The organism is Klebsiella sp. K47 (assembly GCF_051858335.1).
GTDB classification, from domain to species: Bacteria; Pseudomonadota; Gammaproteobacteria; order Enterobacterales; family Enterobacteriaceae; genus Klebsiella; species Klebsiella pneumoniae.
Genome location: NZ_JBPYUI010000005.1, coordinates 134892 through 149085, shown reverse-complemented (window position 1 = coordinate 149085; position 14194 = coordinate 134892). Strand labels below are relative to the sequence as shown.

The following is a 14194-nucleotide window of genomic DNA, read 5'->3' as shown; positions in this document are numbered from 1 at the left end:
GATATGTTAAGTATTTTTAAACCCGCCGCGCATAAAGCGCGTTTGCCAGCAGCGGAGATTGACCCGCTATATCGCCGATTACGCTGGCAGATTTTTATTGGCATCTTTTTTGGTTATGCCGCCTACTATTTGGTTCGTAAGAACTTTGCCCTGGCGATGCCTTATCTTATCGAGCAGGGGTTCTCTCGTGGCGACCTCGGCTTCGCCCTTTCCGGTATCTCCATCGCCTATGGATTTTCGAAATTCATCATGGGATCGGTCTCTGACCGCTCGAATCCGCGCATTTTCCTGCCGGCTGGCTTGATCCTCGCCGCGCTGGTGATGCTGGTGATGGGCTTCGTGCCGTGGGCGACGTCCAGCATCATGATAATGTTCGTGCTGCTGTTCCTCTGCGGCTGGTTCCAGGGGATGGGCTGGCCGCCGTGCGGCCGGACCATGGTGCACTGGTGGTCGCAGAAAGAGCGCGGCGGGATTGTCTCGGTGTGGAACTGCGCGCATAACGTCGGCGGCGGCATTCCGCCGCTGCTGTTCCTGTTAGGGATGGCGTGGTTTAACGACTGGCACGCGGCGCTGTATATGCCGGCATTCGGCGCCATTCTGCTGGCGATTTTCGCCTTCGCAATGATGCGCGACACCCCGCAGTCCTGCGGTCTGCCGCCGATTGAAGAATATAAAAACGACTACCCGGACGATTACAGCGAAAAGCACGAAGAAGAGCTGACGGCGAAGCAGATCTTTATGCAGTACATTCTGCCGAACAAGCTGCTGTGGTACATCGCTATCGCTAACGTCTTCGTTTATCTGCTGCGCTACGGCATTCTCGACTGGTCGCCGACCTACCTGAAAGAAGTTAAACACTTCGCGCTGGATAAATCCTCCTGGGCCTATTTCCTGTACGAGTACGCGGGGATCCCGGGCACGCTGCTGTGCGGTTGGATGTCGGACAAAGTGTTTAAAGGCAACCGCGGCGCCACCGGCGTGTTCTTTATGACCCTGGTGACCATCGCCACTGTCGTTTACTGGCTGAACCCGCCGGGTAATCCGGGCGTCGATATGGCCTGTATGATCATCATTGGCTTCCTGATCTACGGCCCGGTGATGCTGATTGGTCTGCATGCCCTCGAGCTGGCGCCGAAAAAAGCCGCCGGGACCGCCGCGGGCTTCACCGGCCTGTTCGGCTATCTTGGCGGTTCCGTGGCCGCGAGCGCTATCGTCGGCTACACCGTCGATTTCTTCGGCTGGGACGGCGGCTTTATGGTGATGATCGGCGGCAGCGTGCTGGCGGTTATCCTGCTGGTTATCGTGATGCTCGGTGAACGTCGCCATCACCAACAGCTGAAACAAGCCTAAGGAGCGGCGATGAAAATGAAACTTACCGCGCTGATGAGCGGAATGATTCTGTCCAGTTCGGCGCTGTGCTTCAGCGCGACAGCGGCTGATAAAATGGTCATCGCCCACCGCGGCGCCAGCGGGTATCTGCCGGAACATACCCTGCCGGCGAAAGCGATGGCTTACGCTCAGGGGGCGGATTACCTTGAGCAAGACCTGGTGATGACCAAAGACGACCGGCTGGTGGTGTTACACGACCACTATCTCGATCGGGTGACTGACGTTGCGCAGCGTTTCCCGCAGCGGGCGCGTAAAGATGGCCGTTTCTACGCCATCGACTTTACCCTGGACGAGATTAAGTCGCTGAAGTTCACCGAAGGTTTTGAGCCGAAAAATGGTAAGAACGTGCAAACCTATCCCGGGCGATTCCCGATGGGCAAATCCGATTTCCGTATTCATACCTTTGAAGAGGAGATTGAGTTTGTCCAGGGGCTGAACCATTCAACCGGCAAAAACATCGGTATCTACCCGGAAATCAAAGCACCGTGGTTCCACCACCAGGAAGGCAAAGATATTGCCGCCAGCACATTGAAGGTGCTGAAGGAATATGGCTATACCAGCAAGCAGGATAAGGTTTATCTGCAGTGCTTTGACGCCAACGAGCTCAAACGCATTAAAAATGAGCTGGAGCCGAAGATGGGGATGGATCTCAATCTGGTGCAGCTCATCGCCTATACCGACTGGAATGAAACCCAGCAGAAACAGGCCGATGGTAAGTGGGTGAACTACAGCTATGACTGGATGTTCAAGCCAGGGGCGATGGCGCAGATTGCGCAGTACGCGGACGGCATCGGCCCGGATTACCATATGCTGGTAGCGGAAGGCTCGAAGCCGGGGGCGGTGAAGCTGACGGCGATGGTGAAAGAGGCGCATGCCAGCCATCTGCAGGTGCATCCGTACACCGTGCGCGCGGATCAGTTGCCGGAGTACGCGACTAACGTTAATCAGCTCTATGACGTGCTGTATAACCAGGCGGGCGTCGACGGCTTATTTACCGATTTCCCGGATAAAGCGGTGCAGTTCCTGGACGCGAAACAGTAAAAAGCCGGATGGCGGCTACGCCTTACCCGGCGTACGAACTGCGGTTTTGTTGACACTGTTCTCGGCGTGCAACGATTTCGACCCGGGAATAACGTTTGTTCTATGTTATTTCCTGGAAGATTGCGCTCCCGATATTTCTTCTGCGTTATGCCTTTCATAGCGCAGGGAGCGCACAGGGGGAGGCCAGTCGCCGCCTCCCCCTGTACCCCCGGGCTCCGGCCAGCAAAATCGCCGCTGCGCGGTCCCTTCGACTTATCCCTGCAGGCTTCGGGTCGGGCCGAGGTAGCGTCCATGCAAAACACGGCCCTCAGCCCGCATCCATGCGGGCTGCCCCGGCCTTCCGGGAACGTCTCAGCGATTTTGAGGCCGTCAACACCGGCAGTTTCAGCAGCCCAGGGCGGCAGTGCGTAAACGGCCGGTCCTGGAACAGTAGGTCGGGTAAGCGTAGCGCCACCTGACAGGACTACATCTCGATCTCAATATCGCCTTTCGCCCGGCAGCAGCAGGGCAAAATTTCTCCCGGCTGGATAAAGGCCAGCGGCTCGGTCAGCCAGTCAACCTGGCCGGAGACCAGGCGAGTGCGGCAGGAGCCGCAGTAGCCTTCGCGGCACTGATATTCGACGTCGATATTATGCGACTCCAGCGCCGCCAGCAGGGAAGGGTGTTCATCCTGACACTCAAGGCGAGTGTCAGAGATTTTCAGGAAGATCCGCTTCATTACAGCTGGAAGTTACTCAGATCGTCGGCATCGACTTCAGAATCGATCTGGCCGACGAGATAAGAACTGACTTCCACTTCCTGCGGCGCCACCTGAACGTTGTCGGAGACCAGCCAGGTGTTGATCCATGGGATCGGGTTGGAGCGGGTCTGGAACGGCAGATCGAGGCCCACCGCCTGCATGCGGATATTGGTGATGTACTCGACGTACTGGCAGAGAATATCTTTATTCAGGCCGATCATCGAGCCGTCGCGGAACAGGTAGTCCGCCCACTCTTTCTCCTGCTGCGCCGCCAGCACGAACAGGTCATAGCACTCCTGCTTGCACTCTTCGGCGATTTCCGCCATTTCCGGATCGTCGCTGCCGGAGCGCAGCAGGTTCAGCATATGCTGGGTGCCGGTCAGGTGCAGCGCTTCATCGCGGGCGATCAGGCGGATAATTTTGGCGTTGCCTTCCATCAGTTTGCGTTCGGCAAAGGCGAAGGAGCAGGCGAAGCTGACGTAGAAGCGGATCGCTTCCAGGGCATTAACGCTCATCAGGCACAGATAGAGTTTCTTTTTCAGCTCGCGCAGATTCACGGTCACGGTTTTGCCGTTGACGGTGTGGGTGCCTTCGCCCAGCAGATGCCAGTAGCTGGTCATTTCGATCAGCGAATCGTAATAGTGAGAGATGCCTTCCGCACGTTTCTGGATCTGCTCGTTGGTGACGATGTCGTCGAACACGGTCGCCGGGTCGTTGACGATGTTGCGGATGATGTGAGTGTACGAACGCGAGTGAATGGTCTCGGAGAAGGCCCAGGTTTCTACCCAGGTCTCCAGCTCCGGGATGGAGATCAGCGGCAGCAACGCCACATTCGGGCTACGGCCCTGGATGGAGTCGAGCAGCGTCTGGTACTTCAGGTTGCTGATGAAAATATGTTTTTCATGTTCCGGCAGCGCCTGGTAGTCGATGCGATCGCGGGAAACGTCAACCTCTTCCGGGCGCCAGAAGAAGGAGAGCTGCTTTTCAATCAGCTTTTCAAAGATGTCGTATTTTTGCTGATCGTAGCGGGCCACGTTAACCGGCTGGCCAAAAAACATAGGTTCCAGCAGCTGATCGTTTTTCGTCTGTGAAAAAGTGGTGTATGCCATTGAAGTGAGTCCTGTTGAACTGTATTGCCCGGCAGGAATGGGTTGGCCGGGCCTACACAAACGTAGGCCGGGTAAGCGTAGCGTTACCCGGCAAAAATACCTTAGATCTTACAAGCGCCGCTTTCGCAGCCGTCGTCCTGGATGGACGGGGCCAGGTCATCCTGGGCGTCTTCAGCGCCATCACGGGTGTTGTGATAGTACAGCGTTTTGACGCCGAATTTATAGGCGTTGAGCAGGTCTTTGAGCAACTGCTGCATCGGCACTTTTCCGGACGGGAAGCGCGTCGGATCGTAGTTAGTGTTGGCAGAGATCGACTGGTCGATAAACTTCTGCATGATACCCACCAGCTGCAGATAACCGTCGTTGTTCGGCATCTCCCACAGCAGCTCGTAGGCGTTCTGCAGGTTTTCGTAATCCGGCACCACCTGGCGCAGGATACCGTCCTTGGACGCTTTGATACTCACGTGGCCGCGCGGCGGCTCAATGCCGTTGGTGGCGTTGGAGATCTGCGACGAGGTCTCGGACGGCATCAGTGCGGAGAGCGTTGAGTTGCGCAGGCCGTGAGTTTTAATGGACTCGCGCAATGCTTCCCAGTCGTAGTGCAGGGGTTCGCTGACGATGCCGTCCAGATCTTTCTTATAGGTATCGATCGGCAGGATGCCCTGCGCATAGGTGGTTTCGTTGAACCACGGGCAGGCGCCTTGCTCGATAGCCAGCTCGTTAGAGGCCTTCAGCAGATAGTACTGAATCGCTTCGAACGTTTTGTGCGTCAGGTTGTTGGCGCTGCCGTCGGAGTAGCGTTTGCCATGCTTCGCCAGATAGTAAGCGAAGTTGATCACGCCGATACCCAGCGTACGACGCCCCATCGCGCCGCGTTTAGCCGCCGGGATGGGGTAATCCTGATAGTCGAGCAGCGCATCCAGAGCACGCACCGCCAGCACTGCCAGCTCTTCCAGCTCGTCGAGGCTGTCGATAGCCCCGAGGTTGAAGGCCGACAGGGTGCACAGCGCGATTTCGCCGTTTTCGTCGTTGACATCTTCCAGCGGTTTGGTCGGCAGAGCAATCTCCAGGCACAGGTTAGACTGACGCACCGGGGCGACTACCGGATCGAACGGGCTGTGGGTGTTGCAGTGGTCGACGTTCTGGATATAGATGCGGCCGGTAGAGGCGCGCTCCTGCATCATCAGCGAGAACAGCTCAACGGCTTTAATACGCTGCTTACGAATGCTGTCGTCCTGCTCGTACTGGGTGTACAGGCGCTCAAACTCGTCCTGATCGGCGAAGAAGGCGTCATACAGGCCCGGGACGTCGGAAGGGCTGAACAGGGTAATATCGCCGCCCTTCAGCAGACGGGTGTACATCAGCTTGTTGATCTGTACCCCGTAGTCCATGTGACGAACGCGGTTGGCGTCGGTACCACGGTTGTTTTTCAGCACCAGCAGGCTTTCCACTTCCAGATGCCACATTGGGTAGAAGAGGGTTGCCGCGCCGCCGCGCACGCCGCCCTGCGAGCAGGATTTCACCGCGGTCTGGAAATGCTTGTAGAACGGAATGCAGCCGGTGTGGAAGGCTTCGCCGCCGCGGATCGGGCTGCCCAGCGCGCGAATGCGCCCGGCGTTGATGCCGATGCCGGCGCGCTGGGAAACGTATTTCACAATCGCGCTGGAGGTGGCGTTGATGGAATCCAGGCTGTCGCCGCACTCGATCAGCACGCAGGAGCTGAACTGACGGGTTGGGGTACGCACGCCGGACATGATCGGCGTCGGCAGCGAGATTTTAAAGGTGGACACCGCGTCGTAGAAACGCTTGATATAGTCCAGACGCGTTTCGCGCGGATAGTTCGAGAACAGGCAAGCGGCGACCAGAATATAGAGGAACTGCGCGCTCTCATAAATTTCGCCGGTGACGCGGTTTTGTACCAGATACTTGCCTTCCAGCTGTTTAACGGCTGCGTAGGAGAAGTTCATGTCGCGCCAGTGGTCGAGGAAACCGTCCATCTGCTGGAACTCTTCTTCCGTGTAGTCTTCCAGCAGATGATGATCGTATTTACCTTTCTCAACCATCTTCACCACGTGATCGTAGAGCGCCGGCGGCTCAAACTGACCGAAGGCTTTTTTACGCAAATGGAAAATCGCCAGACGCGCGGCGAGGTACTGGTAATCCGGCGCGTCGCGGGAGATCAGATCCGCAGCGGCTTTAATAATGGTTTCGTGGATGTCCGCGGTTTTGATGCCGTCATAGAACTGGATATGGGAGCGCAGCTCTACCTGGGAAATCGAAACGTTATTCAGTCCTTCTGCCGCCCAATCCAGTACGCGATGGATTTTGTCGAGATTGATGCGCTCGGTGGTCCCGTCGCGCTTTGTCACCAGCAGACTCTGATTCATGTGGATTTTACCTGTCCGTGAAAGAAAATATCCCCCGTTTATCCACAGAAGGCCGTTGTGACTAACTCTGTGGATAAATACTATATGTAGGGGGTTGTCGATAAAAGAAACGCTATATGGTGAGTATTTTAGTAAGGAATCTTTTGAGTACAAGGGTTGATTTTGACGTTAAATTGAGGTTGCGGAAGGGTAATAATCCGCAAGTCCACGTCGCATAAGGCCTGGAGAAGAAGTCAATAAAACAGAAAAAAAAATGAAAATTTGATCGAGTGCTGATTTCTTCATCGGAAGAAATAATCACGCGGCTTGATGCCGCGCAATCATCATAAGCGGAGGTGTTGACCTCAGTCCTGTTTGGCGGTGGTATGCAACATATAGTTAACATCAACCCCTGGCGCTAACTTGAAGGTATTGGTCAGCGGATTGTAATGCAGACCGATGATATGCTGCTCTTTCAGAGTAGTCTGATCTACCCAGCCCAGCAGCTCGGCCGGCTTGATAAACTTCTTCACATCATGAGTGCCTTTGGGCACCATCTTCATGACATATTCCGCCCCGACTACCGCCATCAGCCAGGCCTTGCCGTTGCGGTTGATGGTGGAGAAGAAGACCTGGCCGCCGGGCTTCACTAACCGCGCGCAGGCGTGCACCACCGACTGCGGGTCGGGGACGTGCTCCAGCATCTCCATGCAGGTCACGACGTCATACTGCTGGGGATGCTTCGCGGCATGTTCCTCAACTGTTTCCTGAACATAGTCTACCTGAATACCGCTCTCCAGGGCGTGCAGCCTGGCGACCTGCAGCGGTTCGGCCCCCATGTCCAGCCCGGTGACCGTCGCGCCTTCGCGCGCCATGCTCTCGGCGAGGATGCCGCCGCCGCAGCCGACATCGAGGACTTTTTTACCGAACAGGCCGCCGGAGCGTTCGGCAATATAGCCCAGCCGCAGCGGGTTGATGCGGTGGAGCGGTTTGAACTCGCCCTCCAGATCCCACCAGCGCGAGGCGACGGCTTCGAATTTGGCGATTTCAGCATGATCGACGTTAGGGGCTACCGACGTTTTTTCGGCATTCATGGGCGCTTTTACTCCTTTTCTGTTCAGACCTGCGAGTATATCAGCAGCGCGCCATGAATAAACCGTATTGCTTTACCTCTATTAGCGCGGCTGTGTTATAATTTGCGACCTTTGAATCCGGGATACAGTAGAGGGATAGCGGTTAGATGAGCGACCTTGCGAGAGAAATTACACCGGTCAACATTGAGGAAGAGCTTAAGAACTCTTATCTGGATTATGCGATGTCGGTCATTGTTGGCCGTGCGCTGCCGGATGTCCGAGATGGCCTGAAGCCGGTACACCGTCGCGTACTTTACGCCATGAACGTATTGGGCAATGACTGGAACAAAGCCTATAAAAAATCAGCCCGTGTCGTTGGTGACGTAATCGGTAAATACCACCCGCACGGCGACTCCGCGGTATACGACACCATCGTGCGTATGGCGCAGCCGTTCTCGCTGCGTTACATGCTGGTGGACGGCCAGGGTAACTTTGGTTCCATCGACGGCGACTCCGCCGCGGCGATGCGTTATACCGAAATTCGTCTGGCGAAAATCGCTCATGAGCTGATGGCCGATCTTGAAAAAGAGACGGTCGATTTCGTCGACAACTATGACGGTACGGAGCGTATTCCGGACGTCATGCCGACCAAAATTCCTAACCTGCTGGTGAACGGCGCCTCCGGGATCGCCGTAGGGATGGCCACCAACATACCGCCGCATAACCTGACGGAAGTGATTAACGGCTGTCTGGCGTATGTTGACGATGAAGACATCAGCATTGAAGGGCTGATGGCGCATATTCCTGGCCCTGATTTCCCGACCGCCGCCATTATCAATGGCCGTCGCGGCATCGAAGAGGCCTATCGCACCGGTCGCGGTAAAGTGTACATCCGCGCGCGCGCGGAAGTGGAAGTGGACGCGAAATCCGGCCGCGAAACCATCATCGTGCACGAAATTCCGTATCAGGTGAACAAAGCGCGCCTGATCGAGAAAATCGCCGAGCTGGTCAAAGAAAAACGCGTGGAAGGCATCAGCGCGCTGCGTGACGAGTCTGATAAAGACGGGATGCGCATCGTGATTGAAGTGAAGCGCGATGCGGTAGGGGAAGTGGTGCTTAACAACCTCTATTCCCAGACCCAGCTGCAGGTCTCCTTCGGCATCAACATGGTAGCTCTGCACCATGGTCAGCCGAAGATCATGAACCTGAAGGACATCATCGCCGCGTTTGTACGCCACCGCCGTGAAGTGGTGACCCGTCGTACGATTTTCGAACTGCGCAAAGCGCGCGACCGGGCGCATATCCTCGAAGCGCTGGCCGTTGCGCTGGCCAACATCGACCCGATTATCGAACTGATCCGTCGCGCGCCGACCCCGGCAGAAGCGAAAACGGCGCTGGTTGCCCAGGCGTGGGATCTCGGTAACGTCGCGGCGATGCTGGAGCGCGCCGGGGATGACGCCGCGCGTCCGGAATGGCTGGAACCAGAGTTCGGCGTGCGCGACGGTAAATACTACCTGACCGAGCAGCAGGCTCAGGCGATTCTGGATCTGCGTCTGCAGAAACTGACCGGCCTTGAGCATGAAAAACTGCTCGACGAATATAAAGAGCTGCTGGAGCAGATCGCAGAGCTGCTGCACATTCTCGGCAGCGCCGACCGTCTGATGGAAGTGATTCGCGAAGAGCTGGAGCTGATCCGCGACCAGTTCGGCGACGAACGTCGTACCGAAATCACCGCCAACAGCGCTGATATTAACATCGAAGATCTGATCAACCAGGAAGATGTGGTGGTCACCCTGTCGCATCAGGGGTATGTGAAGTATCAGCCGCTGACCGACTACGAAGCACAGCGTCGTGGCGGTAAAGGCAAATCGGCAGCGCGCATTAAAGAAGAAGACTTTATCGACCGCCTGCTGGTGGCTAACACCCATGACACCATCCTCTGCTTCTCAAGCCGCGGCCGTCTGTACTGGATGAAGGTCTATCAGCTGCCGGAAGCCAGCCGCGGCGCGCGCGGTCGGCCGATCGTCAACCTGCTGCCGCTGGAAGCCGATGAGCGCATTACCGCCATCCTGCCGGTCCGCGAGTACGAAGAGGGCGTCAACGTCTTTATGGCCACCGCCAGCGGTACCGTGAAGAAAACCGCGCTGACCGAGTTCAGCCGTCCGCGTTCCGCCGGTATCATCGCGGTCAACCTGAACGAAGGCGATGAGCTGATCGGCGTCGATCTGACCTCTGGTCAGGATGAAGTGATGCTGTTCTCCGCGGCCGGTAAGGTTGTACGCTTCAAGGAAGACGCCGTTCGCGCCATGGGCCGTACCGCCACCGGCGTACGCGGTATTAAGCTTGCGGAAAACGACAGCGTCGTCTCGCTGATTATTCCACGCGGCGAAGGCGCGATCCTGACGGTGACGCAAAACGGTTACGGTAAACGTACCGCGGCGGCGGAGTATCCGACCAAGTCGCGTGCCACCCAGGGCGTTATTTCGATCAAAGTCACCGAGCGTAACGGTTCCGTGGTCGGCGCCGTGCAGGTGGATGACTGCGATCAGATCATGATGATCACCGACGCCGGGACGCTGGTGCGTACCCGCGTTTCCGAAGTGAGCATCGTGGGCCGTAACACCCAGGGCGTGATCCTCATCCGCACCGCGGAAGATGAAAACGTGGTGGGTCTGCAGCGCGTGGCTGAGCCGGTGGATGATGAAGAGCTGGATGCCATCGATGGTAGCGCGGCGGAAGGCGATGACGATATCGCCCCGGAAGCGGATACCGATGACGACATCGCCGAAGACGAAGAATAATCGTCCGAGGTAAATGTTCTGGAAGGGCCGGGTATTTTCCTGGCCCTTTTTGCATTAACATTGCGGCAAAGCCGGTTTACCGCTACCTTAACCGCATTCTGTTGAGTCCCTGACGGCCGAGCATCGCCACATTGAAATATCTTGCCTCTTTTCATACAACCCTGAAGGTTTCACGTTATCTGTTCAGAGCGCTGGCGGTATTGCTGTGGCTGCTTATTGCGTTTGTCTCTGTGTTTTATATCGTCAACGCGCTGCACGAGCGGGAAGCCGAAATCCATCAGGAGCTTAATCTCAACGCCGATCAGGCCCAGCGCTATATCCAGCGTACCGCGGATGTAATGAAAGAGCTGAAGTATGTCGCCGGTAATCGCTTGTCGGCAGGGGACGCGGTAGCGCAAGGGCAAAACGGCGATATGGCGGTGCCCAACTTTGAACCCCTGTACCCCGATTCCGACTGCAGCGCGATGAGCGCCACCTGGCGTAATTCGCTGCAGTCGCTGGCATGGTTTATGCGCTACTGGCGGGATAATTTTACTGCCGCCTACGACCTTAACCGCATCTTTCTCATCGGCAGCGATAACCTCTGCATGGCCAACTTTGGCCTGCGGGACGTGCCGATTGAGCGCGATCAGGCGCTGAAAGTCCTGCATCAGCGCATAGAGCAATATCGCAACGCGCCGCAAAACGAGCGCGGCAACAACCTGTTCTGGATAAGCCAGGGCGTTCGCCCCGGGGTGGGCTATTTTTACGCCCTGACGCCGGTCTATATGGCCAATCGTCTGCAGGCGATGCTGGGCGTGGAGCAGACCATCCGCATGGAAAGCTTCTTTACGCCGGGCAGCCTGCCGATGAGCGTGACGATCTTTGACGATAACGGCCAGCCGCTGATTTCGCTGGCCGGTGCGGAAGGTAAAATCCAGAGCGAAGCGAAGTGGATGCAGGAGCGGATGTGGTTTGGCTACAGTTCGGGTTTCCGCGAGCTGGTGCTGAAAAAAAGCCTCTCGCCGTCCTCCCTGAGCATCGTCTATTCCGTCTCGGTAGATCAGGTGCTGGAGCGGATCCGTATGCTGATCATCAATGCTATCGTTCTTAATATCCTCAGCGGCGCGATGCTGTTCGCGCTGGCGCGGATGTATGAGCGGCGCATTTTTATCCCCGCGGAGAATGACGCCCAGCGCCTGGAAGAGCACGAGCAGTTCAACCGCAAAATTGTGGCTTCTGCCCCGGTAGGGATCTGTATTCTGCGCACTGCCGACGGGACCAATATTCTCAGTAATGAACTGGCGCACAACTACCTGAACATGCTGACCCACGAGGACCGCCAGCGGCTGACGCAGATCATCTGCGGCCAGCAGGTCAATTTTGTCGACGTGCTGACCAGCAACCATACCAACCTGCAGATTAGCTTTGTTCATTCACGCTATCGCAATGAAAACGTCGCCATTTGCGTGCTGGTGGACGTTTCCGCCCGCGTGAAAATGGAGGAGTCGCTGCAGGAGATGGCCCAGGCGGCGGAGCAGGCCAGCCAGTCGAAATCGATGTTCCTGGCGACGGTTAGCCATGAGCTGCGTACCCCGCTGTATGGCATCATCGGTAACCTCGATCTGCTGCAGACCAAAGCGTTGCCGAAAGGCGTCGATCGCCTTGTGACGGCGATGAACAACTCCTCCAGCCTGCTGCTGAAAATCATCAGCGATATTCTTGATTTCTCGAAAATCGAGTCCGAGCAGTTGAAGATCGAGCCGCGGGAGTTCTCTCCGCGCGAAGTCATGAACCATATCTCCGCTAACTATCTGCCGTTGGTGGTGCGCAAGCAGCTGGGCCTGTACTGCTTTATCGAGCCGGACGTTCCGGAACAAATGTCCGGCGACCCGATGCGCCTGCAGCAGGTGATCTCAAATCTGCTCAGCAATGCGATAAAGTTCACCGATACCGGCTGTATTGTCCTGCACGTCCAGTGCGCGGGGGATTATCTGCAGATTAGCGTTCGCGACACCGGAGAAGGGATCCCGGCGAAAGAGGTATTGCGCCTCTTCGATCCTTTCTTCCAGGTGGGGACCGGCGTGCAGCGCAATTTTCAGGGCACCGGCCTTGGCCTGGCGATCTGTGAAAAACTGATCAGCATGATGGATGGCGATATTGCTGTCGAAACCGAGCCGGGGATGGGTAGCCGCTTTACCATCCGTATTCCTCTGTATGGCGTGCAGAATACCTCACCGGTGAGCAGAGACGGTTTCGCTGGCAAGACCTGCTGGCTGGCGATTCATAACACTTCGCTGGCGATGTTCGTCACCTCGCTGCTCAGCTACCACGGCCTGACGGTCCGCCGCCATGCCGGCGAAACGCCGGACGCCGAGGATGTCTTACTCACTGACGATGAGGCGCTGAGCGGATGGCAGGGAAGGGCCATGGTCATCTTCTGTCGCCGTCATATCGGTATTCCGCAGGAGCGGTCCGCCGGCGAATGGCTGCACAGCGTGACGACTCCCCACGAACTGCTGCCGCTGCTGGGGCGTATTTTCCATGTTGCGCTCGCCAGTGCGGAAAATAGCCCGGCGCTGATGGCCCCGGAGGCGCAGGCCGGCAATAACGACGACATGATGATCCTCGTGGTCGACGATCACCCGATCAACCGCCGCCTGCTGGCGGATCAGCTGGGTTCGCTCGGCTACCAGTGCGTGACCGCGAACGACGGGATCGACGCGCTCAACGTCCTTAGCAAGCAGCACATCGATATCGTGCTCAGCGACGTCAACATGCCTAATATGGATGGTTATCGCCTGACGCAGCGCATTCGTCAGCTTGGCCTGACGCTGCCGGTGATTGGCGTAACGGCCAATGCCCTGGCGGAAGAGAAGCAGCGCTGTCTGGAATCGGGGATGGACAGTTGTCTGTCCAAGCCGGTCACCCTCGACGTACTGAAGCAAACGCTGACGGTATATGCGGCGCGGGTGCGTAAAGGGCGGGAATAATGGGGAGCTCCGTCTCGCCGGGGCGAGACGGAGAGGGCGAAGAGATTACTCTTTGTCCGTCGCGCTCAGCGAGACGGAAGAGAGGTAGTTCAGCAAGGCGATGTCGTTTTCGACGCCCAGCTTCATCATCGCCGATTTCTTCTGGCTGCTGATGGTTTTAATGCTGCGATTAAGCTTTTTGGCGATCTCGGTTACCAGGAAACCTTCGGCGAACAGGCGCAGCACTTCGCTCTCTTTCGGCGACAGGCGTTTATCGCCATAGCCGCTGGCGCTGATTTTTTCCAGCAGGCGAGAGACGCTTTCCGGGGTGAATTTCTTCCCTTTCTGCAGCGCGGCCAGCGCTTTTGGCAGGTCGGTCGGCGCCCCCTGCTTGAGGACGATCCCTTCGATATCCAGATCCAGCACCGCGCTGAGGATCGCCGGATTGTTGTTCATGGTCAGAACAATGATCGACAGATCCGGGAAGTGGCGCTTGATGTATTTAATCAGCGTGATCCCGTCGCCGTATTTGTCACCGGGCATGGACAGATCGGTGATCAGCACATGGGCGTCCAGCTTCGGAAGATTGTTGATAAGGGCCGTGGAGTCTTCAAACTCGCCAACGATGTTCACCCACTCAATTTGCTCAAGTGACTTACGAATACCGAACAGTACGATCGGATGGTCATCGGCAATAATTACGTTCATAGTGTTCATGTATAAGG

General features: G+C 56.8%; 9 protein-coding genes. 4 read left to right on the top strand and 5 right to left on the bottom strand.

What is annotated here, in order from left to right; translation table 11 throughout:
* The first annotated feature begins 3 nt into the window (after positions 1–3).
* Both glpT and glpQ read left to right on the top strand, forming a co-directional pair.
* Complete coding sequence (gene glpT / locus RRF55_RS06595; RefSeq protein ID WP_002913019.1) at positions 4–1350, top strand: glycerol-3-phosphate transporter; 1347 nt, start codon at positions 4–6, stop codon at positions 1348–1350.
* A 9-nt stretch (positions 1351–1359) separates the two neighbouring features.
* Positions 1360–2430: a glycerophosphodiester phosphodiesterase gene (gene glpQ, locus RRF55_RS06590; protein WP_009484780.1), complete on the top strand. Its 1071-nt coding sequence runs from the start codon at positions 1360–1362 to the stop codon at positions 2428–2430.
* A gap of 463 nt (positions 2431–2893) precedes the next feature.
* Here glpQ and yfaE read toward each other — a convergent pair whose 3' ends face one another.
* From yfaE to ubiG, 4 genes are all read right to left on the bottom strand, one after another.
* Positions 2894–3148 (bottom strand): class I ribonucleotide reductase maintenance protein YfaE, encoded by a 255-nt coding sequence (gene yfaE / locus RRF55_RS06585; RefSeq protein ID WP_002913017.1) that lies wholly within the window; start codon positions 3146–3148, stop codon positions 2894–2896.
* Positions 3148–4278, bottom strand: a complete 1131-nt coding sequence (gene nrdB / locus RRF55_RS06580; RefSeq protein ID WP_004140835.1) for a class Ia ribonucleoside-diphosphate reductase subunit beta — start codon at positions 4276–4278, stop codon at positions 3148–3150. Before nrdB ends, yfaE begins: the two co-directional genes overlap by 1 nt.
* Positions 4279–4379: 101 nt before the next feature.
* Entirely contained in the window at positions 4380–6665 is a 2286-nt protein-coding gene (gene nrdA, locus RRF55_RS06575) for a class 1a ribonucleoside-diphosphate reductase subunit alpha (RefSeq protein WP_002913016.1), read from the bottom strand.
* Positions 6666–7009: 344 nt separating this feature from the next.
* Positions 7010–7738, bottom strand: a complete 729-nt coding sequence (gene ubiG / locus RRF55_RS06570; RefSeq protein ID WP_002913014.1) for a bifunctional 2-polyprenyl-6-hydroxyphenol methylase/3-demethylubiquinol 3-O-methyltransferase UbiG — start codon at positions 7736–7738, stop codon at positions 7010–7012.
* Between the two features lie 146 nt (positions 7739–7884).
* Here ubiG and gyrA point away from each other — a divergent pair, with 146 nt between their 5' ends.
* Positions 7885–10518, top strand: a complete 2634-nt coding sequence (gene gyrA / locus RRF55_RS06565; protein ID WP_004140833.1) for a DNA topoisomerase (ATP-hydrolyzing) subunit A — start codon at positions 7885–7887, stop codon at positions 10516–10518.
* 131 nt (positions 10519–10649) lie between these two features.
* On the top strand, positions 10650–13490 hold the full coding sequence (gene rcsC, locus RRF55_RS06560) for a two-component system sensor histidine kinase RcsC (protein ID WP_002913009.1): 2841 nt from the start codon (positions 10650–10652) through the stop codon (positions 13488–13490).
* A gap of 45 nt (positions 13491–13535) precedes the next feature.
* Here the strand turns inward: rcsC and rcsB are convergent, their stop codons facing one another.
* The gene (gene rcsB, locus RRF55_RS06555) at positions 13536–14186 is read right to left on the bottom strand and encodes a response regulator transcription factor RcsB (protein ID WP_439419106.1); all 651 of its coding nucleotides are present in this window, start codon (positions 14184–14186) and stop codon (positions 13536–13538) included.
* Positions 14187–14194: the final 8 nt, after the last annotated feature.

Coding starts and splice junctions, on each gene's coding strand:
- glpT (WP_002913019.1), top strand. CDS start 4: ATGTTAAGTATTTTTAAACCCGCCGCGCATAAAGCGCGTTTGCCAGCA.
- glpQ (WP_009484780.1), top strand. CDS start 1,360: ATGAAAATGAAACTTACCGCGCTGATGAGCGGAATGATTCTGTCCAGT.
- yfaE (WP_002913017.1), bottom strand. CDS start 3,148: ATGAAGCGGATCTTCCTGAAAATCTCTGACACTCGCCTTGAGTGTCAG.
- rcsB (WP_439419106.1), bottom strand. CDS start 14,186: ATGAACACTATGAACGTAATTATTGCCGATGACCATCCGATCGTACTG.
- ubiG (WP_002913014.1), bottom strand. CDS start 7,738: ATGAATGCCGAAAAAACGTCGGTAGCCCCTAACGTCGATCATGCTGAA.
- nrdA (WP_002913016.1), bottom strand. CDS start 6,665: ATGAATCAGAGTCTGCTGGTGACAAAGCGCGACGGGACCACCGAGCGC.
- gyrA (WP_004140833.1), top strand. CDS start 7,885: ATGAGCGACCTTGCGAGAGAAATTACACCGGTCAACATTGAGGAAGAG.
- nrdB (WP_004140835.1), bottom strand. CDS start 4,278: ATGGCATACACCACTTTTTCACAGACGAAAAACGATCAGCTGCTGGAA.